This window comes from Paenibacillus sp. O199, from assembly GCF_001636635.1.
In the GTDB taxonomy this organism is placed as follows: Bacteria; Bacillota; Bacilli; order Paenibacillales; family Paenibacillaceae; genus Paenibacillus; species Paenibacillus marchantiae.
Map to the genome: position 1 here is coordinate 1 of NZ_LGRP01000045.1, position 26784 is coordinate 26784.

Genomic DNA, 26784 nt, shown 5'->3' on the forward strand with positions numbered 1-26784 from the left:
AATAGCGTGGGTTCGATTCCCATCACCCGCTTCATGGTAACATCAAAGAGAGCTCTTGCTTATTGCAAGGGCTCTTTTTGATATAGTAATCTTAAATAAGAAAATAGTGGGAGGACTTATGAAAAATAAAATAGAAACGCCAAAGATTCCCCTGGAACTCGAGGACTTATCGTTAACTTTAGAAGCATGGGAGAGTAAAGAAGAAATCAAACATGGACGATTTACCAATATCTCTATTGAGAATCAGAGCGCCAGCAGGGTTTCATTCGATAAAGTGGTCTTTGAGAACGTGATCTTCAGCCAGTCCTCTCTCCCCGAAGTTGAGCTTACTGATGTGATTTTTGATAAATGTGATTTGTCCAATATGGACTTTAACGGTTCTTTCCTACACCGGACAGAATTTAGAAACTGTAAATTGCTTGGTACTAAGTTTTCGAATAGCAGGCTCCAAAATGTAACCTTTCAGGGCTGTGTAGCTGACCTTTCTTTATTTCGATTTTCCAAGTTTAAACAGGTGAAGTACACGGAATGTTCTCTGGTTAGTGGCGATTTCTTTCAAGCTACAGCTCAAAAACTGGAGTTTTCTGAATGCAATATAGATCAAGCTCTTTTGTCTGGGGTTAAGCTTAAGGGAGTGGACCTTAGTGACTGTAGCTTTGAAAGGTTACACGTGGATATTGAGGACCTGATCGGATGCATCATCTCTGATGCTCAGGCTGCCTCTTTTGTTGGATTATTAGGCTTAATTGTGAAGTAAGTTTGATTATGCGAGTGATCTTTGTTTAAATGAAGAGATCAATGAATGTACAAATCATGCTTTCACTGATAAAAAGGAGGCGGATTATGAAAAGGGCTCTGGTTATTGGAGGAAATGGAACATTAGGCAAGGCTGTTGTTGCGAAGCTTCAGGAATATTCCGTTGAAGTCATTACAGCTGGCAGGCAATCCGGGGATTACCATGTAGATATGACCTCGACTGAGAGTATTACATCCCTCTTTGAAACGGTAACTAATATTGATTATGTCATTGTTGCAGCAGGCCAGACCCATTATGCGAAGTTGGAGGAGCTGACTCCTGAGAACAACATGATTAGTGTGCAGGGGAAATTACTCGGTCAAGTGAACATCGTCTTGATTGGGCAGCACTACATCAACGATAAGGGAAGCTTTACGCTGGTCAGCGGCATTATACAGGACCATCCCATTCTGAAAGGCGCATCCAGTGCTATGGTCAACGGTGCAATTGATTCGTTTGCCAAAGCAGCAGCGTATGAGTTGCCGCGAGGTATACGTCTGAATTCGGTTAGTCCTAACCTGTTTGTTGAATCCGCAGAGAAATATAAGGGTGTGTTTATTGGATTTAATCCGGTTCCTGTGGAGCGGGTCGCCAATACGTTTATCCAGAGTGCACTTGGTATCGAAACAGCCCAGAACTTTAAAATATATTAACTGTAAGGAATATTAAATAAAGGAGATCAACAGAATGTTCCTGTTGATCTCCTTTCCTTTTGTTTTGGATGAAAATGGATGTAGGCTTGAATGGGCAGATAAACCAAACATATCATTGTATGTTTAAGCGATACGGTATGGGCAGCTACAACCAATTAGTATCTTTCCAAGATGAGCTGAGTTTTCAGGCCATCGGCAGGAATGAGCCAGTTTTTGTTTGCTAGGACTTGCATCAGTTGAGTACGCAGTCCAGAAACTTCTGTAGAATCTGCTGTTTTGAACGAGATCTCAACGATATTCTCTACACCTGTGCCTGCTGCGTTGCGAATTGGCCATACTTCAAGGGTGAGTTCCTGTCCATTCCATGTGCCTTCATAACGTTGGAACGTTACCGGGCCGTAGGCACGGGATGCCGTGAGTTGTTGTTTACCCCAGTTGGAGGAGGACCAGTTTTTTAATTTGCCAGGCAGCTTGTCCAATAACATGCTCAAGGCTTCCTGCTGTGATGGAAGTTGTACGCCTGTAGCGTTGGTATCCACCTTTTTCGTGTTGGAGAAGCTTAATGTTTGTTTGCCATATCCCCAGTCAATTTCAGCCTCGTAGTTATCATCTGACGCATTAAATCCCTCTTGGTTAGCCAGAGTCAACGCCGCATTAACATCACCATTGATGACAGGATAGCGCTTTTTATAAGTCAGTTCATAATTGTTCTTGTCATCCTTCTTCCGAAAACGGACATCCCATCCTGCTTGATTCAGATTGAGTGCGTTAGTGTCGAAATACTCTGCACTAATGTTTCTTGCTGTGGAGTTCAAGCCAAGTGTCTGAATGACTTCACTGCGTGGTGTCCCATCTGTGTTCAAAACCAGCTCCGGCTTAGCCAGGAACTTCACTTCATAAGCAGGAACGGCGTTGGCTGCTGCTGAGGCCTGTGGTGCTTCCAGAAACGTCAGTCCACTTCCCAATGTCACGATGCTCAGCATGAATGAGGCGGTTACCTTTTTCCATTTTTTCAAAACCAATCACTCCCTAGGCTGGATTAACGTACAGACCCACTTTATCGTCCGAGTATGTGAAAGCGATTAAATGGAAGGGCTCGTTGCGTTAACCCTGCATAGATTTGATGAATGCCAAGCGATAGTTTATATGGGATAGCGGGATCATGAATTAAAAAGAGAGATGCTGTGGCTCATGTCCCGCAGTACTTCCTTGAAGCGGTTGACCTGGACGGAAGGATGACGATCTTTGTTGTGGACGGTGTAAATATGCCGCGGAGCCTGCTCCCCCGGAATGGGGAGGACCTTGATCAGTCCATGCTGCTCTTCCCACTGTACGGCCATTCGTGACATGAACGAGATATGACCGCCGAGTAGAACCAACTGCTTGATCGCTTCCAGAGAGTCCATCTCAACGGTGCTCCGCAGACGAATATCATGTTGCTCCAGCCATTGGTTGGTTAAACGGCGAGTGCTGGATTCATCCCCATGCAGTGCAAAAGGAACCTGTGCCATATGCTCAGGTTTCAGCACATCCCTCTGAGCCAAGGCATGTTGTGGTGAGCAGATTAATACCAGATCGTCTTCACACAACGTCTCTGCTTGCAGCACCGGCCCTACAAACGGTTCGGAAGAGATTACACCCAGATCAATCTGGTGACGGATCAACATTTCGCGGATAACGGGTGAAGGTTTGACCGATAACATAATTCGAATACCTGGGAATTCCTGAGAAAATGTATTCAAAATAGGTGGCAGCAGATACGTGGCTGGTACATAGCTCGCTCCAATGTGCAGGGTGCCCCGATAGAGGCTGTCATATTCCTGTACTACTCTGCGCGCCTCCTGGGTCAGGGCATTGATTTTGACGGAATAGTGTAAAAGGGCTTGTCCAGCCTCGGTGAGAAATGTCTTTCCACTACGCGATTCGAATAATCGCACCCCCATCTCTTCCTCCAGAGACTTCATATGAAAGGTAACAGTAGGCTGCTTGATGCCGAGAAGCTCGGCCACGCTGGTCATATGATGATGCTTATCAATGAGTTCAACAATTTGCAGTTTAATCAGGTTCAACGAACTCAACACTCCTCTCAGGTAACTTTTAATCACCTTATATAGATTTAATCTATGAAGATCAACAGAATTCATCTAAAAAGTTAATTCCAATTTTACATTTCTAACATACAACTCGCGAAAGCGGACGTTAGACTGAGAACAGTACAAGAAGACAGGCAGGGATGCTTATGAAAATGGAAATTAGGGGAATTCAAAAATCATTCAATCGTACTCCCGCGCTGCTGCCCACGGATTTAACACTTCAGCATGGACAGTTTACGACGCTGCTCGGCCCATCCGGCTGTGGTAAAACGACGTTGCTGCGCATGCTGGCGGGGCTGGAGCAACCGGATGCGGGAGAAATCGTCGCGGATGGCAAGAGTTTCTACTCGGCGACGAAGCGAATAGATGTACCGACACATAAGCGTAATCTGGGCATGGTGTTTCAGGATTTTGCATTATGGCCGCATATGACAGTATACGAAAATGTGGCGTTCGGCTTGAAAGCCGGAAAGCAAAAATCGGATCTGCGCCAGAAGGTGACCGAAGCACTAAGCATGGTTCGCCTGCAAGGCATGGAGGATCGTTATCCTCATCAGCTGTCGGGAGGACAGCAGCAACGGGTTGCTTTTGCCAGAGCGGTAGCAGTAAGACCGGGGATTATCCTGTTCGATGAGCCACTAAGTGCACTGGATGCCGTGCTGCGGGAAGAGATGCGAATTGAGATGATGTCATTGGTACGGGATATGGGATTGACAGCGCTGTACGTCACCCATGATCAGGTTGAGGCGATGTCGATGTCGGATGAGATTGTGGTGATGGAGAAGGGGCGGATATTGCAAATGGGAACCCCGGAAACGATCTACGCATCGCCAAGCGATCCTTTTGTTGCTTCGTTTATCGGAAAGTCTAACTGGCTTACGCCTAATCAGTCCATGGTGAGACCGGAACATGTCTCCTGGAGCAAAACAGGTCATGACGATCTGTGTTATCAGGCGATAGTGCTCAGTGTCAGTTATGTAGGAGAGCGTTATGAAATTCGGGTGCAGATGGAGGGACTGGGTGTATGGACAGCCTATCTGGATCGAAGAGTACGCGTAGGAGAGAAGGTTCAGCTATATGTAGCCCCGGAGCGGATTTGCCGAATGAACGGACAAGACACTCCGAATGTGAAGCCTAGAGAGTTCATCGCAGCAGCCAACTGATCATGATGAGCATACAGCGTGAGTTTGCAGAAACTTGAATACTAATATAATCAGAAACCAAGGGAGATGGAATGAAAATGTTGGGTATGAAAACACGAAAAAGAAGCGCAATGCTATTATTATCAGCGGTAATGAGTATCAGTTTGTTCGGATGCAGCACAGGTAATTCAACTACCGGGAATGCGGGTCAAGCTGCTGGGGAAGGCAGTACGGCTACTGCATCAGTGGAAACAACAAAACCAGCCGGCGGTAAGCTGGTATTGTACAGTGCAGGACCTCAGAAGCTGGCGGATAACATCATCAGCGGATTTACAGCCAAGACGGGCATTGAAGTGGAGATGTTCCAGGGTACGACAGGCAAAATTCTGGCTCGCATGGAAGCTGAAAAATCTAATCCGGTAGCGGACGTGGTTATCCTGGCTTCCCTGCCTTCGGCACAAGCGCTGAAAGCGGATGGTCTGACACTCCCATATCCTGATGCGGAGAATGCAGACAAGCTGAACAAGGATTGGTCAGATGCCGATGGCAACTATTTTAGCTCCAGTGCTTCGGCACTTGGAATTGTCTACAATACGAAGCTGGTGTCCACGCCACCAACCAGTTGGGCTGAGCTGGCAACACCCGCCTGGAAAGATGTTGTGAACATTCCTGATCCTACACTGTCCGGTTCTGCACTGGACTTCATTACGGGATACCTGAGTGTGAATGGAGATAAGGGCTGGGACTTGCTGGAAAGCTACAAAGCGAATGGTGTTGCGATGGCAGGAGCGAATCAGGAAGCACTTGACCCGGTTATTACTGGAGCGAAGAGCATCGTAGCAGCAGGTGTGGACTACATGGCGTATTCCTCCAAAGCCAAAGGTGAACCGCTGGACATCGTATATCCAGAGGAAGGGACTGTAATCAGTCCAAGACCGGCAGCGATTCTGAAATCGAGTCAGAATGTGGAGAATGCCAAGGCGTTTATCGACTACCTGTTGTCTGATGAGGCACAAAAGCTCGTTGCAGATGCTTACCTGATTCCGGGTCGTGAAGACATCGAGGCGACTAACCGGGCAAATCTGAAAGATATCCCGCAGCTTAAAGTGGATTGGAACTGGATGAGTGAACACGGAGATGAGACAGCGGCACGTTTCTCCGAGACTTTTAAATAAGAATAGTGTTATGACCTAACGATTGAGTAACTAGAGCAACTAGAGTGAAGAGACGATTGTTTTGTGGAAGTCATGTGAGGTGAAATCGTAGTGAAACCTGGTGTAATAGACAACAACCGTATTTTTCGGAGAGTGGGCGTGATTCTGGCCCTCTTTCTGCTGACGATAAGCATTGGTGTACCGCTCTTGCTGATTTTCTGGGAAAGTGTGTATCCAGACGGGCAGTGGGATTGGATGGCTCCGATTCGGACCATTACCGGGCAGCATTTATCCGGGGTGTTGCTGAATTCCGTCTGGCTGGGGATCTGCGTGGTAGCTGTAACAACGCTGCTGGCATTGCCACTGGCCTGGATGATGGCGAAGACCCGCATGGGTCAGCATCGCTGGGTGGACGTAATCCTGATGATTCCGTTCATGACCCCGCCGTATATCGGCTCCATGGGATGGATTCTGTTTATGCAAAAAGGGGGATACCTGCAGCAATGGGTGCCCTCCGCTGCGAGCTGGAGTGAGTTGTTCTTCAGCTTCTGGGGCATGGTGCTCATTATGAGCCTACATCTGTTCCCTTTCCTATATCTGTTGCTTCGGGATGCCATCATTCGCATTGGAGGCAACCTGGAAGAAGCGGGAGCGGTGCACGGGGGACGTGCGGGATACCGATTCAGACGCATTATTTTGCCACTGCTGTTGTCTTCCTATGGCATGGGGATCATGCTCGTCTTTGTCAAAACGATTGCGGAATTCGGAACACCGGCCACCTTCGGGCGCCGTATCGGTTATTATGTCATGACATCTGAGATTCACAAGTATATCTCCAGTTGGCCGATTGATTTTGGCAAGGCAACCTCGCTTGCATCGGTGCTGCTGTCGGTCTGTCTGGTGATGTGGTACATGCAGTCTGCCATGAGTCGGAAGTTCACGTACCGTCTGGTAGGGGGCAAAGGGCAGCGATCCAAACGATACTCCCTACGCGGCGGAGCGGGTTGGTTGTGCGGGTTGTATCTCGCGTTGCTGCTGATTCTCTCGGTGGGCATTCCGTATTTCTCCATTATTGCTGCTTCGACCATGAAGCTGCGCGGCGCGGGATTGTCCTTCGACAATCTGACGCTGGATCATTACCGGGAATTGCTGTCCTGGGGATCGGTCAGTATGAAAGCAATCGGGAACAGTCTAGGGCTGTCACTAGCAGCTTCAACGGTTGCGGTTATTATCGGTACAGGTTTTGCATTGACGATTGGTAAATCGTCTTCCTTTATGCAGCGTGTCATTGACCTGTTCAGTCTGCTGCCGAATACGGTACCTGGCATTGTCATGGTGGTGGGTCTCATCCTGTTCTGGAATTCACCATGGATGCCGTTCACCCTGTACAACTCGTACGGAATGGTTGTTCTGACGTATGTGGTGCTCTTCCTGCCGTACACGGTGCAGTATGTCAAATCAAGCTTCACCCAGATAGACGGTACGTTGTTCCAGGCGGGTCAGGTCTTTGGCGGAAGACCGTTGTATATTCTGCGGCGCATTCTTCTACCACTGATCATTCCCGGCATGTTGGCCGGGTGGATGATGACATTCACTATTGCCACCCGGGAGTTGGTGGGATCACTGTTGATTTTGCCTCCATCGATGCAGACATCAGCTACGTATATTTTTGCTCAATTTGAACAAGGTCAGGTTTCATTGGGAATGGCGATGGCCGTGGTTACTGTCGTTATGACGGTACTGATGTTGCTCGGCATTGAAGTTCTGAATTCGAAGAGAAAGTGGAATGCATCATGATCAAACTGAAGGTATGGGGCGGCGCCGGGGAACACGGGCGCTCTGCCTATCTCCTGAGAGGGAGCCGGGTTCAACTTTTGCTGGATTGTGGCGTGAAAAAAGAAGGAGCCGGCGAGTATCCATTGATTGAACCGGAAATCGTCAAAGAGCTGGATGTGGTTTTGCTGTCTCACGCCCATGAGGATCATTCTGTCGCTATTCCATTACTTTATAGATTGGGGTATCAGGGTGAAGTATGGACGACGCGGGAAACCAGAGAGCAATTGGACACTTACTTCAGAGCTTGGCGAAGAAATATGGAGAGGGCAGGACACGCCCTTCCATACGAAGAAGGCGATGAACAATTGATTCGCTACCGATTTCTGGAGGACGAAGCCGAAGGTGGAACCTGGTTTGAAATGGTCCCTGGCGTTTCGGTGGTGTGGGGGCGCAGTGGACATCTTGCAGGATCGGTATGGTTCGGGCTGGAAATCGAGGATAAGCGGATATTCTATTCCGGTGATTACACCTCCGAATCCATGCTTTTGCAGGAGGATTGTCCAGCGGATACGCTTTGGCAGGCAAAGTTACCACGTAACAAGCGTGGATTCGATACTCCGGTTAGTCAACGTTGGAAAACGGATATACGAACCGCCGTGAATGGTGGGCATGTCTTGGCAGGAGAGCCATCCGCGTCCCAGACTCTCCCCTTTGCTGCATCCGAAGGGGTATTACGATCCCATGTATCAGCAGGGAGAACTGTGGAGCAAGGGGATTCCTATGCCGTATCCAAGGGAGTCGAAATGAACCAAGCATCTTCATCCGGCATGCTCGATTTGGTGATTATGGATGCTGCCTATGGAACAGATCGCGATACGCAGGCCAACAAGCTGGAACAGCTGGAGCAGGCCATTCATGAGACCATTGCCCGGGGTGGAAAGGTGCTAATGCCTATGCCCTCAGTGGGTCGTGGTCAGGAAATCATGCTGTGGGCACAGCAGCAGTTCCCGGACGTTCCAATTGTAGTGGAACAAGGGCTGGTGGACGGTCTGAAGCAGCTTTTACGTGCTCCATATTGGCTAAAGGAAGAGGAAGAACACATATCGGGCTCTGTAAAGGAAGCAATTGAGCGTTTTTTGAGGGGTTATGGTTGGGAAATGCCTGTAACAAAGGAAAATCGAGAGCGGCTACTGCATCAACATGCTGCCTCTTTGTGGTTCATTCCGGACGGAATGATGCAGTCCTCTCTTGCTCGCTGGTACTATAGCCAGTTTGCGGACGATGAACATAATCTGGTACTGCTCACTGGGCATGTCTCTGCCGGCACCTTTGCTTACAGGCTGTTGCAGAATCCTGCAAAACACGGAGCGTGCGAGGTACGGAAAATTCGTTATAAGGTGCATCAGGGTTGGAAGGATGTTGAGAGAATGCTGCATCAGGTTCCTGCGAGGCATACGGTACTTGTGCATGCGGATCGGGCAGAGACGGATAAACTGAGAGAAGGCTTGCTCAGAGAAAAATCGGTCTCGGGGAAAGGGATTTTGCATTCGCTATCTCCTGGAGATGAGCTGTATCTGTAAGTTGAATTGGATAAAGATTGGATCTATGTAGGGCGTCCCTGGGGACGTCTTTTTGAATGTGGATTTTTAATAAAAAAAAGCATGATGAGAAGTTATGCTTCTCATCATGCATGGGAGATGATTCAAGGGGAGAATCATCTGGAAATCATCCGCTGTCTTTTAAAATTAGATTAGGGCTCGCGCTGAATAGGATGCTCCAGCTCTGAATGGCCCATCAAGCTATCGAGGGCTTCACCGTCCACCAGGATATCGATACTTTCTACTTCATCGTATTGAAACATCGTCTGGGTCAGTGCATCCAATGCAAGCAGCTCGCCACTGGTTCCCAATTTGGCCTCATCCGGAATATGAACATCCAAAGTGACTTTGCCCTCACCGTACTGTAGGGAGAGCAATTCGACTTTTTCCCAGAGGGATACGAGCTCCGAATCGGTATTTTTTTGTAAAGCTTCAAATGTTTTTTTGTATTTCTCGGAATCGTCCTTGTATTCAATTTCCTGCTCTTTTTTCTCAAGTTCCAGTACCTGGGCATCTGCGAAATACACATCAACCGCTTTTGTGTTCATTGAGCCCAGATCCACCTCTGTTTCGGATGGGTTTGGTGAATGTCCTCCCTGAACAGCAGGTTCGGCCGATCCGGATTCACTGACTGGCTTCTGAGCACAACCAATGCCAACTATCATTAAGAAGGATAAGACGAGTGCACATCCCAATTTCGTTTTCAATGGATCACATCCTCCAGCATATTTTCATTATGTTTTATTATTTAATTTATACCCAGATATTCCTTAATCCCATCTGCTATCGCTTGCGCGGCTTTCATCTGAACGACATCGGACGACATCAGTTCTTCATCTATAACATTACTCAGGAATCCCACTTCCAAAAGTACTGCAGCCATGGTCGTATCTCTGATCACTTCCAAGTTGCCATTTTTCACACCACGGTCTTTGAGCCCCATGGCTTTAACCAAACGTTGATGAATGATATTGGCTAATTCCTTGCTGCTGCTGCGTTGATAGTAGAACGTCTCTGTACCTGTCGCCTGGGGTGAGGACTCCACATTATTGCCATGGATAGATACAAAAACATCCGCGTTTAATTGATTAGCGAGCCGAACACGCTCCGGGCGAGTGGGATAAGTATCACCGTCACGAGTCATCACCAATTCGATATCCGGCTCATTGAGAAGCAGTGCTTGTACTTTGAGAGCCAATGCCAGATTATATTCTTTCTCGGGTTTGTTGGTGATGCTGGTTGAACCTGGATCTTTACCCCCATGGCCTGGGTCGATGACAACAACCTTGCGTCCTGAATCGCCTACAGGAGTTACAGGAACGGGTGTGACGTTATCTCCCGAAACATTTAGATCGATAATTAGTTTATCGGCAATGATGTTCTGGCTGTACTGTACATCCTTCACCTGATTCAATTCAACGACAATTCGAACTTGACCAGGGTCTTGTTTAAAAAGAGAATATCTAACTTCCGTTACATTGGGGTATGCGTCCACATCCAATTTACCATTCATGTTTTGATTCAAAGGTTGCGATAGATCACCAAACACTGCTCCGGGCAGATCCACGACCAGACGATCGGGATTCTTCAAAGTCGTCATCACTGGTTTGGATTCACCATCCATAGACACGACGAGCTGATTGTTGGCAAATTGGATATCGGTAACATGTGTTAGCGATGCTGGGTTACCGTTTCCTGAACCGTTGCCCGGCTCAACATTGGGCTCTTTACTGGTGGCGGTGTTGATTAAGTATACAATCTTCTCCTTGTTGTTCCATTTCACGTTGAGTCCCATTTGTTCACTGACAAATCGAATGGGTACCACCATGGTGTTATTTAAAATGAGTGGAGCTGTGTTCAGGGTAACTTGCTTGTCATCGACCATGGCTTGCTTTTGATCAACGGTTAAAGAAATCGTCTTGTCATTTTGCTGGATCTTTACATTACGTGTATTTTGATTCCAATCCACTTTGAATTTCAAATTTTCGGCAACGACACGAATCGGAATCATAACATTCTTATTCACGATGGTCACCTGAACGTCACTTGGGAGGATTAATTCTTCGCCGTCCAAGAAGATTTTCGACGTGCTTGCAGCCGCATTTCCCTGATGAGGGAGTACAACCAGCAAGAACAGACTCAAAAACAGGAGTAAAATCGATTTTTTCATTATGCACCTCTACTATTTAGATCGTTACTGTATGGAATACTTATCCAGCTTAAACCATTCGGCAAACTCATTACGGCTGATTTTCTTAACAGGCTTCACCTTGTTACTCTCTATGCTATACCTATAAAGTATCATTTGATCAGACGGGTACTCACTGATGTAATCTAGCATTTTTCCGTTTTTTTGCCACAAAATCAGATTGGTACTAATATAATTGGTTGCCCTTGGTAGGTATACAAAGCTCTCTTTCTGAACATTGTAGATGGCTATTGAGCTTTTGGAGGGATCTCCGTAAGAGAAGGCTATCTGATCTTCGTTGGGTGCCCAGTTATAGTCGGCAATCGTTTCTATGTTTTTCTTGCCTGCTTTTTTCAATCGGTCATTTAATTCCGTCACTTCACCCGTTTGAAGGTTAAGCAGCATCAGAGTGTTTCCTGAGCTACGTTCTGCGTGTATAGCAAGCCATGTATTGGAGTTAGAGGCAACAACACTTGTGATATCGAGCCAATTGTCCTCCAAATCACTCGTTTCAATCGTATATTTCTGGCTCCCCTTGGTGACGACAATGGATTGAATTACGTTTTGTTCAAATGTGGGCATACCTTCCAACTTCACTGTAGTAGCGGTTAAAGTAATATTTCCTCCTTTCAAGATGATTTTGTTGGTACTGTTGTTCTTTTTAAAAGGTGCGACGCTTGAATAGATGGAAGGAGTTACAGAAGTCGCATCAACGGAACGTTGTGAAATTCGTTCTGGTGTGGCTGGTCTGGTACCAACTATGAATGACGATGTAGTCGTCAATCCCCCCAGTAATAGCACAGTTGAAAACCAAATAGCAGCGTTGTTCATCTGAGTATCTCCTTCCGCAGGTGACAGCTTATAATCCTCAACATTTCGATTCCAAAATATACCTTCGTTATATAAACGGTAAAATTGTAAAAATGTTTCTTTTTTGATCGTTATTTATCTATTTTTATTTATAGAAGCATCTTGTGAGCATTCCATTTCGGACAAAGAGTCGCTATGGTTGGAAGAGTGTAATTAAATTTCATAAAATATTTGACTTGTGAAATTTTATATCATATACTGGGTGAAATTATGGCAGGATGACGTGTTCATCGGGGCTGGCGGGAGGTTGTGAATGGATGGATACAGGCAGCTATCCGATGTGGGAGCAATATCGCTTGAAACGGGAGCATTACATCATTGGACTGATGTCAGGCACGTCCCTCGACGGGACGGATGCGGCATTGGTGCGTATTCTCACAGATGAAAGCGGGGCATTGCAAAAGATCGATCTGGTTGACTTCGTCTGCGTACCGTACTCCAATGAATTGAGAGAAGTGCTGATTCGACTATGTTCACCAGAGACGGCACGTGTGGATGAGCTGACGGCTGCACATTTTGGCGTATCGGAGTGGTATGCTCACAGTGTCAGAGAGATTATTCGCTCCTCAGGAATCTCATCCGGTCAGGTGGATGCGATCAGCATGCACGGACAGACTGTATGGCATGCACCAGTAGCCTCGGCTTTTCCAGGACCAGCAGGCGAGAGTCTTCCAGTAGTGTCCACGTTGCAGATTGGCGAAAGCGCCGTTGTACGTGAACGAACGGGCCTGCCAGTGATCGGCAATTTGCGGGCACGGGATATGGCGGCTGGCGGGGAGGGAGCGCCACTTACCCCTTATGCCGATGCGTTGATGTTCCGCAGTCCGGAGGAAGGACGTCTGGTGCAAAATATCGGTGGTATTGGCAACGTTACGGTGCTGCCATCAGCGTCTTCTAATGAAGGCATTTCGGCTTTTGATACGGGACCTGGCAATATGGTGATGGACGCGATCGTACGCCAGGCGACTGGTGGGCGGCAGCACTATGATCCAAATGGAAGCATCGCCGCACAAGGAAAGTTTGATCAGGATCTGGTGGATCTGTGTTTGGACGATACCTATTTCAAAAGGCTGCCTCCCAAGAGTACCGGACGTGAAGTGTACGGTGCAGCATATGCAGTACGCTTGATGGAGATGGCCGCTGCGCGTTCTTTATCCCTGGAGGATACGCTGGCTACCGCCACTTGTCTGACCGCGGAGACGATCGTGTGTGCAGTGAAGGATTTTATCCTGCCCAAGGTGCACATATCGGCCATGCTCGCCTGCGGTGGTGGCACTTCCAATGCCACGTTAATGGAGATGATCCGTCAGAGACTCCCGGAAGGTATCCGTTTGGAGCGAACAGCGGACTATGGTATACCAGATGATGCCCGTGAAGCGATTGGATTTGCCCTCCTTGGCCATGAGGCACTCATGGGTAGAACCAACACGCTCCCGGCAGTAACCGGCGCGAAACACGCCGTAATATCGGGCAACCTGACACTGTAGTGCAGCATGGCTTTTGAATGAGTTGAATAAGCAAGGGCGTTTAATCAATTAGACTCTATTGGAATTATAGGATAAAATGCTTGTACATGAAGGCAGTACGGAAAGGAGGAGCGGATGGAAGGCATGAAAGGTGGACTTGTACGTTTACGCGCATTAATGGATGACTTGACTCCGTCGGAACGGAAGATCGGTGCTTACATTCTCGATCATCCCCAAGAGACGGTTCAGTCCTCGGTGGCACAGCTGTCTGAACGGAGCGGTGGCAGCCCGGCTGCCATTATCCGTCTCTGCAAATCACTGGGTGTAACGGGTTTCCAGGAGCTGAAGCTGAAGATTGCCGGAGATTTGCAGACAGGTGAGCAATACCAATATACGGAGATTCGTCCCCAGGACTCCATGGAGAGCATTATTCAGCATGTGTCCGCAAACAATATTCAGTCGGTGAAGGATACCGTTCATATTTTGGACCCGCGTCTGGTGGAGCGGGCAGTGGATATTCTTCATCGGGCGAACCGGATCTTTTTCTACGGGGTGGGGGCCTCCAACCTGATTGCGCTGGATGCACACTACAAGTTCATGCGAATCAATCGCACAAGCTTTTCGTTCGCCGATCCGCATATGCAGATTTCGTCCGCAACGACGCTTCGCGAAGATGATGCGGTGGTATGTATCTCGTATTCAGGGGAGACTTCGAACGTGATCTCCTGTCTGAAGCATGCTCGTGAAGGCGGCGCTGCAACGATTAGCATTACCAAGTGGGGGAGCAATACGCTCAGCAGTTTGGCGGATGTACCCCTGATGATTACTTCCACCGAAAGCGATATCCGGAGCGGAGCAACTTCGTCACGCATCGCACAGCTGAACGTGATCGACATTTTGTATCTGGCGATTGCCAGCCGCGACTACAACCAGTCGGTGGAATATTTGGAGAAGAGCCGGCAGGCTATTCTGGAGCATAAGTGAAGTAGAACCATATGAATCCCTTTCTGTTTATACAGAAGGGGATTTTTTTGACGGATTATATTCGCTTTTAGTATAAAAAAATTAAAAAAAGAGCCCAGACTAATGTCGGGCTCTTCTCTTTCAACCTCTAGGAATACTTCTGTACGGCTCAGGAAGGACCCACAATGGCGGCGCGGACAAATCCGTCAGCCAGATCCAGTCTTCGCTGAGCTTCCACGGCGTCCACGCCTGCCATCAGCATGACGATTGCTGTTTTTACATGACCGTCTGCACCGGCAAAAACCTGTTCAATGTCCGCTTCGTTCGCTCCGGTTGCCAGATGGATCATGCGTTTGGCCCGATGGACAAGTTTTTCATTCGAAGGGTTCAGATCGACCATGAAATTACGGTAAACCTTGCCCAGACGAATCATGGCAGTAGTGGTGAGCATGTTCAGAATCATTTTCTGGGCGCTGCCGGCCTTCATACGTGTTGAACCCATGACAACCTCTGGGCCGACAACAGCCTCGATGCTCACATCAGCCAAAAGGGTCATCGGCGTACCTGCGTTGTTACTCAGGCTGATTACAGTAGCTCCGATCTCCTTGGCGTGTCTCATCGCACCCAGCACATACGGCGTCCGGCCACTGGCTGCAATGCCAACCACGACATCGTTTTCGTCTATTCCATGTTCATCAAGGTCTGCGGCTCCCAATTCCTCGCTATCCTCAGCACCTTCAACCGGGTCCTTCACTGCCCGAAATCCCCCTGCGATAATACCCTGCACCATAGAGGGAGGGGTTCCGTAGGTAGGCGGGCATTCCGAAGCGTCGAGTATTCCCAATCGTCCACTTGTACCTGCGCCTACATAAAATAGCCTGCCGCCAGATTGAAAGGCCTTCAAAATCAGGTCCGCCGCTTGAGCAATGACCGGAATCAGGGGCTGAATGAGCTCCGCAATCCGTTGATCTTCCTTATTAATTAGCTCCATAATTTCTGCCGAAGGCAATTCATCTATATGATCCGTTAGTGGATTGGGTTGTTCCGTTAGTAGTGAGTTCAGCATGTGATTCATCCGTATGGCCTCCTTCTCTCTTTTAAAATGATTCATTCAAGGAACAGCGTATTCTTGCCAGTTGTGCTGCACCAATCGCTGGAGCAGGGGCATCTTCACGATATACAAAGTCCAACTCTTCATAATATCCCGATAACTTCTGGATAAATGTAGTTCGGAAAAGTGCAGCGTATCGAAACAATGATCCAGACAGGACAACCTGAGTGGATGCAAATTCGGGATGACGGGCAATCAGCGCCTTGGCGGTATCCGCCAATTGTGCGGCCTCATCGATGATCAGTGCCCGGGCGGCCTCATCCCCGGATTCAGCAGCCTCTATAGCCAGACGGGCGATGGATGCGGTCTCGGTTTTGCCCCAATCCGTCTGGTACACCCGTGCCTTTAACTCCGATATATCCCGAAGGTTCAGTTTCCTTAGAAGAAGCGGGGTTAAACGGGTTGGAGGAAGAACACCGTCATAGCTCTGCATTACCACTTGGAGTGCACGCTGCCCAATACGATAGCCGCTCCCCTCATCTCCGAGCAGATGACCCCAGCCTCCTGCACGGTATCGCTCTCCTTCCAGCGTAAAACCGTACACGATGGACCCTGTTCCAGAGATGCACAATACACCGTGAGTATGTCCGAGAGAGGCCATCAGAGCAATCTCTCCTTCGGATACAACCCAGACTGGACACCCTTCTGATCCCTGTCGATTCCGACTCTTCATATAGTTATTAACTGCGTCGGCTATAAGTTGCCGTTCTTGGATCGTATCTACACCTGACATGCCGAGGCATATACCTTCACAATTTGTCGATAAATCACTTTTTAGATTAAATAGCTGTTCCAGCACTCGTTGCAGTTCGGAAAGGGCCTGTTCCAGTGGTACGCTGTGAGGATTTGTGGGACCGCCGCTGAGCCGGGCGAGAATTTCGCCAAACTCAGAAATGATTGCTGCATCAGTATTGGTACCGCCTCCATCTACGCCTACATATACTCGCAAAGTGGCTCACCTCGATTGCTTGAGTTTTCTTTTTACATAGTATAGAGGCATAAAATGAAAAAGTAAAATTAAATTTTATAATAAAAAATAATGTTGAATTTTTATTTCATAGCTCATATAATGAACTCAATCTACAATTTTGGAAGGAATTAATACTGTTAATGTTAACTAAGTTGACGTTAATATTGCATTTAAGAGATTAATCCTGCGTACGTTCAGGTCTAATCCATAAGGGAGGTGCATTTTCCTTACTGCCACGCTCAATAATCTGTTAAGTCGTTTAAGGATGGATGATTTCAAAAGGGGTAGCATGGTTAGGCAATGCAATTATCGGGAGACGACACGCGAAGGAGATGAAGGGATGAAAAAGAAGGGTCTGGTATGGGCAATGTTGTTGATGATGGTCTGGGTTACTGCCTGCGGGAATAGCGGGGGTGCTGCTTCAGATGATCCCAATGCGGAAGATACGGTGACCGTATGGACTTATCCAGTACATGGGACATATGAAGATGAACTGAAGGATCTGATCGTTGATTTCAATAAAGAACACCCGAACATTACCGTGAAGACGGAGATGCTCTCCTGGGCGGAAGGGCCCAAAAAATTCGATGTCGCTCTGAACGCGGGCAACCCGCCGGATCTTTACTTTCATAGTGTAGACGGCACATATGTGAATACGGGATTGGCACTTGAGCTGGACAACTACCTGACACCTGAGATCAAGGATGACTATCTGCCAGGTACGCTTGAATTAGGCCAGATCCAAGGGAAACAGTACGGAATGCCGTTGTATCAATTCCAATGGGCATGGGGTGGCAACAAACGCATTCTCGAGGAAGCGGGTATTGACTGGAAATCCATTCAGCAAAATGGCTGGACCTGGTCCGAATTCAACGCTGCCGCAGCCAAGCTGACCAAAACGCTGGATGGTGGGGCTAAACAATATGCACTGGTTACCGACGGAACCTCGCTTGATTTCATTGAAATGTTGTCCCGAAACAACGGCATGATTGACGTTCTCGATAAAGCTGGCACATTCCAATGGAATGATGGTCGCATTCTGGATACTCTCTCTTTTATCAAAAATCTGATGGATCAAGGTTATTTGCCGAAAGAAACGGCTGCTCTTGCTCCAGCAAAACGGACGGATATGTTCTACGCGGGTGAAACGGCGATCATCTCCAAAGCGATTCCTTATTATGATGTGATGATTCAGAACCGCAACAAGGATATTGATGACGGCAAGGTACAAGGGGAGAAAATTGATTTTGTCCTGCTGCCTGTACCGCATAATGATGATCAACCTGCGGCAACAACGATGGGTGGCGAAGGGTATGTAGCCTTCAAACAGAAGAAGGACAAAGGTGAACAGCATGCTAAAAATACGTTCCTGGTTATGGAGGCACTCAGTGGTGCCAAAGCAGGGAACTCGGCCAATGAACTGGCGCTTCCATTCGTAAGACAATCCCAGGTGGATCTGTTTAAAGGAAAAGAACTTGGTCAACCGGATAATCTGGCTGCTGCAAAAGTCATGGCAGAGAATATCGCTATGCCGGTTGTACTGGAACTGGATATCGACAAAGCATCACAGCAAAAACAATTCAAGGAACAAGTTGTGAAGCCTAACATTCAGGCGCTGTTCTCGGGTGAGAAGACACCGGAGCAGATCGCAGAAGACTTCAAGAACAAAGGCCAGCAGATGTTTGGACAATAACTCGGACCATACAACATAACGCAAAACTACACTGATTAGGAGAGGAGGATTCGCCATGCAGACCGCCCTTGCGCCAAAACCGTCTGTGCCCCGGACTTCCCGGGTTGCCCGGTTTTGGCGAGACTACGGGTGGGCGTATTTGTTTATTTTGGCGCCTGTCCTGCTGTTTCTCATTTTCACACTGTATCCCGTTCTGACGGCTCTCGTGATGAGCTTCCAGAAATACAACATTATGAACTCGACGTGGGTTGGATTGGATAACTACGAGCGACTGGTGAAAGATGAGACGTTCTGGAAGTCGATTAAAAATACACTCATCTTTACTGTAGGTACGGTACCGGTCAATATTCTCATTACTTTTGTACTGTCCTACTTCATCTACCAGATGAAAAGCAAGTGGCAGACGTTCTTCAAAGCAACATTGTACCTGCCTGCGGTAGCATCCGGAGTAACCATCTCCATCGTATGGCTGGCGATCTTTGACCCGACAGATTCGGGACTGCTGAACCGCTTCCTTGGCCTGTTAGGCCTTGATCCGGTGATCTGGCTGGGCCAATCGGGAACGGCACTCTTTTCACTCATTCTGATGAACTGGCTCGGATCGCACGGAGCGGGCATTATTCTATATCTGGCAGCCATGGGCGGTATTCCAAAATCACTGTACGAAGCGGCGGATATTGATCATGCCAGCGGCTGGACCCAGTTCAGCAAGATTACATGGCCGCTCCTCAAACCAACGACGCTGTATCTGCTCGTGACAGGTGTGATCACGTCTTTCCAGGTGTTCATATCGGTATATCTGATGACACAGGGTGGACCGAACTTTGCGACAACAACGATCGCTTATCTGATCTATGAGACGGCATTCAAGTTCTATGAGTTCGGATTGGCTTCTGCACAGTCGTTCGTACTGGCGATTATCATCATTGTTATCTCCGTCATCCAGTTCAAATATTTCTCCAGCGATATTGAGTATTAGAGGTAGTTCAAAACACGTACTATTAGAGCACGTTGCATTAAGCATCCGGGGGTGAATGAAATCCATGAAATCAACACAGAAAAAGACACTGCTTGTCGTTGCATCCATTCTGCTGGTGGTTTGGGCACTGGTGACGGTCATTCCGATGTACTGGATGCTAGTCGGTTCGGTGCAGGATAGTGCGATGTCGGCTTCCTTCAAACCGCAGATGATCCCGGAGCAGCTGTCGTTATCACCATATGAGCGCTTTTTTGCCAAAACTGATGCCTGGCGCTGGCTGTACAACTCGCTGCTCATCTCGGTCATTCTAACCGTGACGAATGTGTTCTTCGCCTCCCTGGCGGGATATGCGTTCGCCAAACTGAAATTCCCGGGAAGTCAGGCGGTATTCTGGACCTTGCTGGGGACGATGATGATTCCGGCACAGGTGACCCTGATTCCCTTGTATATTCTGATGGTCAACGTGTTTGACCTGGGGGATACGTATACGGCCATTATTCTGCCTGCTGCGGTCAGTGTGGGCAACATTTTCTTGATGAAACAGTTCATGTCAACGCTGCCCACATCGCTGATTCATGCGGCACGTATTGATGCATGCAGTGAGTTCGGCATCTTCTGGAAAGTGATTCTGCCGATGGCGAAGCCAGGGATCGCGGTGCTGGCGATTTTCACGTTTGTAGCTTCGTGGAATGAATTCTTCTGGCCATTCCTGATCACTAACTCCAACGAGATGCGCACCGTTCAGGTGGGGCTGGCTTCGTTCGTATTTGCCGAATCAACGGATTTCGGCGCAATGATGGCAGGGGCAACAATTGGTGCGCTGCCGATGATCATTCTGTTTTTCTCACTGCAACGTTATTTCCTACAGGGCATTACGATCGGTGCAGTAAAAGGTTAAGGTGAACTGTTAGTTCAGGACAAGCGACAACGTAAAGGGGGATCTACCTATGGCACGCGTGGAGTTTCGCCAAGTGCGCAAAGAATTCAAAGACGATCATAAAGGAACGTTCACGGCTGTGGCCGGCTCGGACTTTGTTATAGAGGATAAGGAATTCGTGGTTTTTGTGGGTCCTTCGGGCTGTGGCAAGACGACATCACTGCGGATGATTGCGGGACTGGAAAAACAGACGAGTGGCGATATTGTCATCGGGGAACGGGTCGTGAACGACCTGCATCCGAAGGATCGCGATATCGCGATGGTATTTCAGGATTATGCACTTTATCCGCATATGACGATACGTGAAAATCTGTCCTTTGGTCTGAAAAATCTCAAGAAACCAAAATCCTATATTGATGAACAGGTACAGAATGCTGCCGCCATTCTGGGGCTGGAGGCGATGCTGGAGCGCAAACCGCGCGAGCTGTCCGGTGGTCAGCGCCAGCGTGTGGCGGTAGGACGTGCGATCGTCCGTGATCCGCAGGTGTTTCTGTTCGATGAGCCGCTCTCCAATCTGGATGCAAAGCTGCGGGTGCAGATGCGGGTGGAATTGGGCGAACTGCATAAGCGGCTCGGCGCCACAATTGTATACGTCACGCATGATCAGGTGGAGGCCATGACACTTGGGGAGCGAATCGTGGTCATGAATCATGGAGATATCCAGCAGGTGGCTTCACCGAAAGAATTGTATGCGAGTCCACGTAATATGTTTGTTGCCGGATTTATCGGTTCCCCGGCGATGAATTTCATTGATGCCCGGATTGAAGGCACGAAGGTTGTTGTGGACGGAGCATCATTCACCTTGCCAGAAGATGTACTCGCTCGTCTTCAGAGCTATCAAGGCAAACCGGTGATTATGGGTCTGCGTCCAGAGCATATTTTTGGTGACGACGTCGCTCCGAATATCCCGACAGATCATATGCTGCAGGCGCGGGTTCAAGTAGTAGAGCATCTGGGCTCCGAGAATCTGGTGTATTTCCATTCGGGTGCCCGTACCGTTACGGCCAAGGTTCACCCGGAAACACATGCTTATGTAGGAATGGACAAAAATTTTGTACTGGACCTGCGTAAGGCACACTTTTTTGACCCAGAGACGGAACTGGCGATTGGACGGGAATAAGAAACGAGCTGCAAGAAAGGGAGTGTGGGGATGCGTAAGCTGAGTGAAGTGTTGGTCAAGTCGGGGGCGGAAATCTATCGGGATATTATTCCGGTGGCCCTGTACAGTGTTGTCAGCTCCATCGTGCTGGTACCCATTCTGATGTTTGCTCCGCTGCCAATCGCGGTGCTGCTTTTGGCCGTGATTTATATGCCAATCCTGTTCGGTGTCAGTTATGCCGTGCATCACAGGCTGGAACGCAAGGAACGCCGCAATGGGCTTAAGGATATCTGGAAAGGAACGATGAAGGGATTCATCCCGGGAGGGGCAGTAGGTGTGCTTTTCGCCGTACTTGGCTTCATTCTCTGGTCAACCTGGTGGTATTACGGCGGACAGGGCGGGATTACAGGCACAGCGGTGAGCATGTTCCAAACGTTCTTCGTCCTCATGGCGCTGATGTCGCAATTCTATACCTGGCAGCTTGTTTTGCAAAAAAACATGGGCATCATTCAGGCGATGGGGGAAAGTGTGAAGCTATTCTTCCGTCATCCGGGGTACACGATGGGAGCCTGTTTTCAGGCGCTGTGTCTGACGGCTTTGCTAATGCTGACGGTTGTTGGCTTCGGAGCGCTGTTCGCGGGCATGTTTGCCATCTATCAGCATAAGGTCGCCCTTAATGTGCTTGAACCTGAAGAGGAACCTGTCACATCTGGCGGCAATGACCACCAACATACGGGGTGGATAAGCCAGGGGAATGTGTGATGGTTGTAAGAACTGGAGTTGATCTTCTGTCGGGAGGATTCTCCCACCCATGGTTAACGGATACGCGTATTGGCCTGATGACGAACTCTACTGGTATTACGGCCGACTTTGTCTCTACGGTGGATGTTTGTGCCGGGTTGGCAGATGCCAAGCTTACAGCGCTTTATGCGTGTGAGCACGGGCTGGATGGTGAGCTTCAAGCTGGTGTTCGATTCGGGGATACGGTGCACCCACGTCTGGGCATCCCTGTGTTCAGCCTTTATGGGGAACACAAGAAGCCTACGCCTGCGATGCTGGCTGAGGTGGATACGGTGCTGTTTGATATCCAGGATGTGGGCGTTCGTTATTACACGTATGCATCCACTCTGTTCCACATGATGGAGGCCTGTGCCGAAGCAGGCAAACGCTTGTTGGTGCTGGACCGTCCCAATCCGCTGGGCGGGGATAGTGTGGAAGGCGGCCTGCTAAGCGCGGGGTATGAATCACTCGTTGGCGCTTGGCGTGTTCCTGTCCGCACCGGACTGACGGTCGGTGAATTGGCTCTGTTGGTCAACAGTGAGATGGAGGTGCCCTGCGAACTGGATGTGATAGCAATGGAAGGATGGCGGCGCTCCATGGAGTTTACGAATTGTGAGCTTCCTTGGATGCTGCCCTCTCCCAATATGCCCACGCTGGACAGTGTGCGGGTGTATGCGGGTACTTGCCTGTTAGAAGGCACCAATGTATCAGAGGGCAGGGGCACGACTCGCCCATTTGAGTGGATTGGAGCCCCCTGGATTGAGGGTGAACGACTGGCGGAACGCTTTCGGGAACACAAATTGGAGGGTGTACATGTGCATCCGGTCTACATGTCGCCAACCTTCTCCAAACATGCAGGTGAGCTGTGCGGAGGTGTGAGGATTTTCGTGACAGATAGCAGGGCATTCCGGGCGGTAGATACAGGTCTGGTGCTTTTGCATGAACTGGCATCGCTCTATCCGGAGCAATTTCGCTGGTTGGAACCGCCACAGCCGGGTTCCCGTTATTTTATTGATCTGTTGACCGGAGGCAGGAAAGTCAGGGATGTCATTCATGACCGTGAAGAGTTAGTACGCTTGATGGAAGCATGGAATGCAGAGGCAGAGGAATGGAAGGAACGGCGTAAGCCGTTTTTGCTATACCCATAAAGTATGGAATTCATCAATAGAATGTCGCGTAATGTACGGATGATATTTGTCATGGGGAGGAGGCATGGAATGAGTGAGCCAAAAGAGATATACCCGGTGAAGCTGAAACAGATGACCTTGCGTGAGAAAATTGGACAAATGCTGCTTTGTGGATTTCATGGCACTGAGGCTGCCGGTGATGTGGATGCTTTTCTGCGAAAGTATCCCATTGGCGGCGTAATCTATTTTGCGCGCAATGTCGAGTCACCGGAGCAGGTAGAGCGGCTATCGTTGGGGCTGCAACGGATTGCTGTCGATAGCGGTAATGTGCCGCTCTGGATATCCATTGATCAGGAAGGCGGCATGGTGGCCCGGATTACCGAAGGGATCACCCTGATGCCGGGACAGATGGCGATTGCGGCAGCAGGTTCCATCGAGGATGCATACCAGGCAGCCTATATCAGTGGGGTGGAGCTTAGATCGATGGGAATTAACATGAACTTTGCTCCGGTTCTTGATGTAAATAATAACGCCGCCAATCCGGTAATTGGTGTGCGTTCATTTGGGGAATCACCGCAGTCCGTGGCAGCGTATGGGGCCAGGAGCATTGCGGGAGTCCAAGATGCTGGCATTTCAGCGACAGCCAAACATTTCCCGGGACACGGGGATACGGATACCGATTCGCACCTGGATCTCCCGGTCATCACCCATGATCGGGAACGGGTAGACCGTGTGGAGCTGATTCCGTTCCGGGCTGCCATAGCGGCAGGTGTTGATGCGATGATGTCGGCACATATTTATTTTCCGGCTCTGGAACCGGAGCGTCTACCTGTGACACTATCGCGAGCCGTGTTAAGTGGATTGCTTCGTCAGGAACTGGGATATGACGGCATGATTGTAACGGATTGTATGGAGATGGACGCGATTGCCGCCAACTATGGCACTGTCGATGCAGCTGTGATGGCGGTAGAGGCCGGCGCAGATCTGGTGTTGATCAGCCACACAGCTCATCTTCAGGCAGGGGCGTTTGAAGCGCTGCTGGCAGCCGTGCAGAGCGGGCGAATCAGCGAGGCCCGCATAGACGAATCTGTAACCCGGTTGCTGAAGTACAAGGCCAAACGAGGCCTGATGGAGAAGGGAACGGGCACAGGCACAGGTAATGATGAAGTACACGATTCTGTGTCGACTTCACTCTCCGCTGAGGTATTAACCGATTCAGCTTCATCGAAGCTCCAAGAGCGCAACCAACCGTTACACCAAGAGGTGGCTCGACGAATCAGTGAGAACAGCATCACGCTGGTGCGTGACCAACTGAACATGCTGCCTTTGAAGCCGGAACGTACACTGGTCATAACGGTTGCTACATCTGTGACAACGATTGCCGACGAACAGCTGACTCAGGCGGTTACTCTAGGTTCGGCTTTGTCGCACTGCGGTCTGGATGTGTTCGAAGTAACAGTCACGCCAGAGGAGGTTGCCATTCGTTCTGCCCGTCTGCTTCAAGCTGCCGAAGAGGATGACGTTCGCCAGATTGTGGTGGGGACGTATAATGCAGGCAGTGCCTCTGGTGATCCGCAGTGCAGGTTGATCGGCTGGCTGCAGCAATTGGGCAAACCGCTCGCTGTTGTGGCGCTCCGCAGTCCCTATGATCTGCTTGCAATCCCGGAGGTTCAGGTGTATGTGGCAGCTTACGAGAGTAGGCCGCTTGCCATGGATAGCGCCGCTCGGGCGCTGATGGGGCATATTCCTTTTGCCGGGAAACTTCCTGTATCCATTAAGTAGACAGGCGTTAAATGACGAACGAAGCGAAAGTTTGATTCGGAATATGAAGACCAATATAGCAGAAGGGACGATCCTATAATGGACCGTCCCTTCTGCTATATCTAATGGATAATTGCAAAATTATTGCAGATTCAGTGCCTGAGCTGTCTTAGCCTCGACTTTATCCATAAGCGAAGTCATATCCATGCCCGCATGATTGCCGAGCAGAATAATGGTAACATCATCTGTTAAATTGCGTGAGAACGCTGTGGCAAAACCACCGCCGCTACCGTTATGGAACACGGTACGATTCTGATCGCTTTCCTTAAGAATCCAGGCGTAGCCATAATTTTTATCCGAATACGGCTCATACATCTGTTCAATCGTATCCTGGCTTAGAATTTTGTCCGTGTACAGTGCCCGATCCCACTTCAGCAAATCATCCACCGTGGAGTAGATCGTCCCTGAACCTGATTGTGAAACATAATAAGGGGCAGGTACCCACTGCTTATTCTCCGAAACAAACCCGCTGGTCGTATGGACCTTGCGTGAAGCTTCTCCGGAGTTCTTCATGCCGAGTGGCTTCAGAATGGTCTGTTCTACATAATCGGCATAACTCATGCCAGATACCTGTTCAATAACATAGGCCAGCAGAACATAACCACTGTTACTGTATAAATAGGCACTACCCGGTTCGAATTTTAATGTTTTGTGCCGGATTTCCTCTACCGTTTCTTCCAATGAAGTGCCTTCACCCCGGCCAAAGGCGGATGGAATACCTGAAGTTTGGGATAACAGCATATGGAGCGTGATCTGATCTCCCTTTGGTATACCGGAGATGTACTTGGATATTGGATCTTGCACATCGAGCTTCCCTTTTTCCACCAAGCTGAGAATGGAGGCTGCGGTGAAGGATTTGCTCAGAGAGGCAATTCTGGTCTTCTGATCTGGACGATTCAGCGTCTGTTCATCCGCTAGTCCGTAGCCTTGGCGAAGCAGCACTTCGCCATTGCGGGCAATCAGAGCCATGCCTGGAAAATCAATTTCGCGCAAATAGCTGTCTACACTAGCGACTTGACTATTTAATAGGCTCACTTTGTCCGTCTGGATATTAACACTCATCTGCCCTGAGGCTGTACGTTGCACTTTAATATCTGCCTTGAGAGCATTGGCAAGCGCGCGGACAGGTAACATCAGGGTGCCGTTAATGGTGCGGGATTGCACACCGGAGGACAGGCGAACGTGATTAACTTGAATGAAGTCACTGCCAGCTTGGTGAACGAGCTTGTCTCGACCAACGGTAATCGTAGCCGTTTTGGTACGAGCTTCCCACTTCAAGGTGCCATTTACAGAGGTAACCACATCTCGCAATGGAACATACGTTGTACCTTTGTATACAAGGGGTGCATTTTTCCACGATTGCTCTTGACCATTCACTTCAATGTGAACTGTTTGCGTCTCTTGTGCCGCGGATGCCGTGAAACTGGCTTGTCCCATAATAGGGCCTGCACAAAGGATGAGGGCTAACAGAATACGTAACATGGATGAATATAATCTGGTAACAGGTTGTTGCACATGTGACTTGCGTAAGATTCGAATCCTCTCCTTCCAATCGTTTCATGGATAAC

The 26784-nt window shown here is 48.9% G+C and carries 23 protein-coding genes; 15 read left to right on the forward strand and 8 right to left on the reverse strand.

Annotated elements, in window-relative coordinates; all coding sequences use genetic code 11:
* Positions 1 to 118: 118 nt before the first annotated feature.
* Together A6049_RS29560 and A6049_RS29565 are read left to right on the forward strand one after the other, a co-directional pair.
* Entirely contained in the window at positions 119 to 757 is a 639-nt protein-coding gene (locus A6049_RS29560; RefSeq protein WP_063568008.1) for a pentapeptide repeat-containing protein, read from the forward strand.
* Between the two features lie 86 nt (positions 758 to 843).
* A complete protein-coding gene (locus tag A6049_RS29565) occupies positions 844 to 1449 on the forward strand; it encodes a short chain dehydrogenase (RefSeq protein WP_063568009.1) in 606 nt (201 codons plus the stop codon).
* A gap of 155 nt (positions 1450 to 1604) precedes the next feature.
* On the opposite strand, the gene A6049_RS29570 is transcribed toward A6049_RS29565, so the two are convergent.
* Entirely contained in the window at positions 1605 to 2465 is an 861-nt protein-coding gene (locus tag A6049_RS29570) for a CYTH domain-containing protein (RefSeq protein WP_095206255.1), read from the reverse strand.
* A gap of 144 nt (positions 2466 to 2609) precedes the next feature.
* Entirely contained in the window at positions 2610 to 3518 is a 909-nt protein-coding gene (locus A6049_RS29575) for a LysR family transcriptional regulator (RefSeq protein ID WP_079695908.1), read from the reverse strand.
* A 170-nt stretch (positions 3519 to 3688) separates the two neighbouring features.
* Here A6049_RS29575 and A6049_RS29580 point away from each other — a divergent pair, with 170 nt between their 5' ends.
* The 4 genes from A6049_RS29580 to A6049_RS29595 all read left to right on the forward strand — a co-directional run bounded on the left by A6049_RS29580 (position 3689) and on the right by A6049_RS29595 (position 9194).
* Complete coding sequence (locus tag A6049_RS29580) at positions 3689 to 4705, forward strand: ABC transporter ATP-binding protein (protein ID WP_063568031.1); 1017 nt, start codon at positions 3689 to 3691, stop codon at positions 4703 to 4705.
* A gap of 77 nt (positions 4706 to 4782) precedes the next feature.
* Complete coding sequence (locus A6049_RS29585) at positions 4783 to 5859, forward strand: ABC transporter substrate-binding protein (protein WP_063568010.1); 1077 nt, start codon at positions 4783 to 4785, stop codon at positions 5857 to 5859.
* A 90-nt stretch (positions 5860 to 5949) separates the two neighbouring features.
* A complete protein-coding gene (locus A6049_RS29590) occupies positions 5950 to 7635 on the forward strand; it encodes an ABC transporter permease (protein ID WP_063568011.1) in 1686 nt (561 codons plus the stop codon).
* Positions 7632 to 9194, forward strand: coding sequence for an MBL fold metallo-hydrolase (locus tag A6049_RS29595; protein ID WP_063568012.1), 1563 nt, complete (start codon positions 7632 to 7634; stop codon positions 9192 to 9194). The genes A6049_RS29590 and A6049_RS29595 overlap by 4 nt, the downstream gene beginning before the upstream one ends.
* Positions 9195 to 9364: 170 nt before the next feature.
* Here A6049_RS29595 and A6049_RS29600 read toward each other — a convergent pair whose 3' ends face one another.
* The 3 genes from A6049_RS29600 to A6049_RS29610 are packed head-to-tail and all read right to left on the reverse strand — an operon-like array spanning position 9365 to position 12231.
* Positions 9365 to 9919 (reverse strand): GerMN domain-containing protein, encoded by a 555-nt coding sequence (locus A6049_RS29600; RefSeq protein WP_095206256.1) that lies wholly within the window; start codon positions 9917 to 9919, stop codon positions 9365 to 9367.
* Between the two features lie 41 nt (positions 9920 to 9960).
* Entirely contained in the window at positions 9961 to 11382 is a 1422-nt protein-coding gene (locus A6049_RS29605; RefSeq protein WP_063568013.1) for an N-acetylmuramoyl-L-alanine amidase family protein, read from the reverse strand.
* Positions 11383 to 11406: 24 nt separating this feature from the next.
* Complete coding sequence (locus A6049_RS29610; protein WP_063568014.1) at positions 11407 to 12231, reverse strand: hypothetical protein; 825 nt, start codon at positions 12229 to 12231, stop codon at positions 11407 to 11409.
* Between the two features lie 296 nt (positions 12232 to 12527).
* Here A6049_RS29610 and A6049_RS29615 point away from each other — a divergent pair, with 296 nt between their 5' ends.
* Both A6049_RS29615 and A6049_RS29620 read left to right on the forward strand, forming a co-directional pair.
* A complete protein-coding gene (locus tag A6049_RS29615; protein WP_063568015.1) occupies positions 12528 to 13757 on the forward strand; it encodes an anhydro-N-acetylmuramic acid kinase in 1230 nt (409 codons plus the stop codon).
* 123 nt (positions 13758 to 13880) lie between these two features.
* Positions 13881 to 14720, forward strand: coding sequence for a MurR/RpiR family transcriptional regulator (locus A6049_RS29620; protein WP_063568033.1), 840 nt, complete (start codon positions 13881 to 13883; stop codon positions 14718 to 14720).
* A 148-nt stretch (positions 14721 to 14868) separates the two neighbouring features.
* Here the strand turns inward: A6049_RS29620 and murQ are convergent, their stop codons facing one another.
* Positions 14869 to 15774, reverse strand: a complete 906-nt coding sequence (gene murQ / locus A6049_RS29625) for an N-acetylmuramic acid 6-phosphate etherase (RefSeq protein WP_063568016.1) — start codon at positions 15772 to 15774, stop codon at positions 14869 to 14871.
* A gap of 22 nt (positions 15775 to 15796) precedes the next feature.
* Positions 15797 to 16759, reverse strand: a complete 963-nt coding sequence (locus A6049_RS29630; protein ID WP_063568017.1) for an N-acetylglucosamine kinase — start codon at positions 16757 to 16759, stop codon at positions 15797 to 15799.
* Between the two features lie 361 nt (positions 16760 to 17120).
* Between A6049_RS29630 and A6049_RS29635 the strand changes: the two genes are divergently transcribed.
* From A6049_RS29635 to nagZ, 7 genes are all read left to right on the forward strand, one after another.
* Positions 17121 to 18473 (forward strand): ABC transporter substrate-binding protein, encoded by a 1353-nt coding sequence (locus A6049_RS29635; protein ID WP_063568018.1) that lies wholly within the window; start codon positions 17121 to 17123, stop codon positions 18471 to 18473.
* 55 nt (positions 18474 to 18528) lie between these two features.
* Positions 18529 to 19452, forward strand: a complete 924-nt coding sequence (locus tag A6049_RS29640; protein ID WP_063568019.1) for a carbohydrate ABC transporter permease — start codon at positions 18529 to 18531, stop codon at positions 19450 to 19452.
* A 64-nt stretch (positions 19453 to 19516) separates the two neighbouring features.
* Complete coding sequence (locus A6049_RS29645) at positions 19517 to 20350, forward strand: carbohydrate ABC transporter permease (protein ID WP_062322342.1); 834 nt, start codon at positions 19517 to 19519, stop codon at positions 20348 to 20350.
* A gap of 49 nt (positions 20351 to 20399) precedes the next feature.
* The gene (locus tag A6049_RS29650; RefSeq protein WP_063568020.1) at positions 20400 to 21509 is read left to right on the forward strand and encodes an ABC transporter ATP-binding protein; all 1110 of its coding nucleotides are present in this window, start codon (positions 20400 to 20402) and stop codon (positions 21507 to 21509) included.
* 30 nt (positions 21510 to 21539) lie between these two features.
* Positions 21540 to 22250 carry a hypothetical protein gene (locus A6049_RS29655; RefSeq protein WP_063568021.1) on the forward strand — a complete coding sequence of 237 codons (711 nt, stop codon included), beginning with the start codon at positions 21540 to 21542 and terminating at the stop codon, positions 22248 to 22250.
* Positions 22250 to 23416, forward strand: a complete 1167-nt coding sequence (locus A6049_RS29660; RefSeq protein ID WP_063568022.1) for an exo-beta-N-acetylmuramidase NamZ family protein — start codon at positions 22250 to 22252, stop codon at positions 23414 to 23416. The genes A6049_RS29655 and A6049_RS29660 overlap by 1 nt, the downstream gene beginning before the upstream one ends.
* 69 nt (positions 23417 to 23485) lie before the next feature.
* Positions 23486 to 25177 (forward strand): beta-N-acetylhexosaminidase, encoded by a 1692-nt coding sequence (gene nagZ, locus A6049_RS29665; RefSeq protein ID WP_095206257.1) that lies wholly within the window; start codon positions 23486 to 23488, stop codon positions 25175 to 25177.
* Between the two features lie 120 nt (positions 25178 to 25297).
* Here nagZ and A6049_RS29670 read toward each other — a convergent pair whose 3' ends face one another.
* The gene (locus A6049_RS29670) at positions 25298 to 26653 is read right to left on the reverse strand and encodes a serine hydrolase domain-containing protein (RefSeq protein WP_063568023.1); all 1356 of its coding nucleotides are present in this window, start codon (positions 26651 to 26653) and stop codon (positions 25298 to 25300) included.
* Positions 26654 to 26784: the final 131 nt, after the last annotated feature.

Coding starts and splice junctions, on each gene's coding strand:
- nagZ (WP_095206257.1), top strand. CDS start 23,486: ATGAGTGAGCCAAAAGAGATATACCCGGTGAAGCTGAAACAGATGACC.
- A6049_RS29655 (WP_063568021.1), top strand. CDS start 21,540: ATGCGTAAGCTGAGTGAAGTGTTGGTCAAGTCGGGGGCGGAAATCTAT.
- A6049_RS29650 (WP_063568020.1), top strand. CDS start 20,400: ATGGCACGCGTGGAGTTTCGCCAAGTGCGCAAAGAATTCAAAGACGAT.
- A6049_RS29565 (WP_063568009.1), top strand. CDS start 844: ATGAAAAGGGCTCTGGTTATTGGAGGAAATGGAACATTAGGCAAGGCT.
- A6049_RS29660 (WP_063568022.1), top strand. CDS start 22,250: ATGGTTGTAAGAACTGGAGTTGATCTTCTGTCGGGAGGATTCTCCCAC.
- A6049_RS29670 (WP_063568023.1), bottom strand. CDS start 26,653: ATGGGACAAGCCAGTTTCACGGCATCCGCGGCACAAGAGACGCAAACA.
- A6049_RS29560 (WP_063568008.1), top strand. CDS start 119: ATGAAAAATAAAATAGAAACGCCAAAGATTCCCCTGGAACTCGAGGAC.
- A6049_RS29620 (WP_063568033.1), top strand. CDS start 13,881: ATGAAAGGTGGACTTGTACGTTTACGCGCATTAATGGATGACTTGACT.
- A6049_RS29635 (WP_063568018.1), top strand. CDS start 17,121: ATGAAAAAGAAGGGTCTGGTATGGGCAATGTTGTTGATGATGGTCTGG.
- A6049_RS29605 (WP_063568013.1), bottom strand. CDS start 11,382: ATGAAAAAATCGATTTTACTCCTGTTTTTGAGTCTGTTCTTGCTGGTT.
- A6049_RS29615 (WP_063568015.1), top strand. CDS start 12,528: ATGGATACAGGCAGCTATCCGATGTGGGAGCAATATCGCTTGAAACGG.
- A6049_RS29585 (WP_063568010.1), top strand. CDS start 4,783: ATGTTGGGTATGAAAACACGAAAAAGAAGCGCAATGCTATTATTATCA.
- A6049_RS29610 (WP_063568014.1), bottom strand. CDS start 12,231: ATGAACAACGCTGCTATTTGGTTTTCAACTGTGCTATTACTGGGGGGA.
- A6049_RS29580 (WP_063568031.1), top strand. CDS start 3,689: ATGAAAATGGAAATTAGGGGAATTCAAAAATCATTCAATCGTACTCCC.
- A6049_RS29595 (WP_063568012.1), top strand. CDS start 7,632: ATGATCAAACTGAAGGTATGGGGCGGCGCCGGGGAACACGGGCGCTCT.
- murQ (WP_063568016.1), bottom strand. CDS start 15,774: ATGAATCACATGCTGAACTCACTACTAACGGAACAACCCAATCCACTA.
- A6049_RS29640 (WP_063568019.1), top strand. CDS start 18,529: ATGCAGACCGCCCTTGCGCCAAAACCGTCTGTGCCCCGGACTTCCCGG.
- A6049_RS29645 (WP_062322342.1), top strand. CDS start 19,517: ATGAAATCAACACAGAAAAAGACACTGCTTGTCGTTGCATCCATTCTG.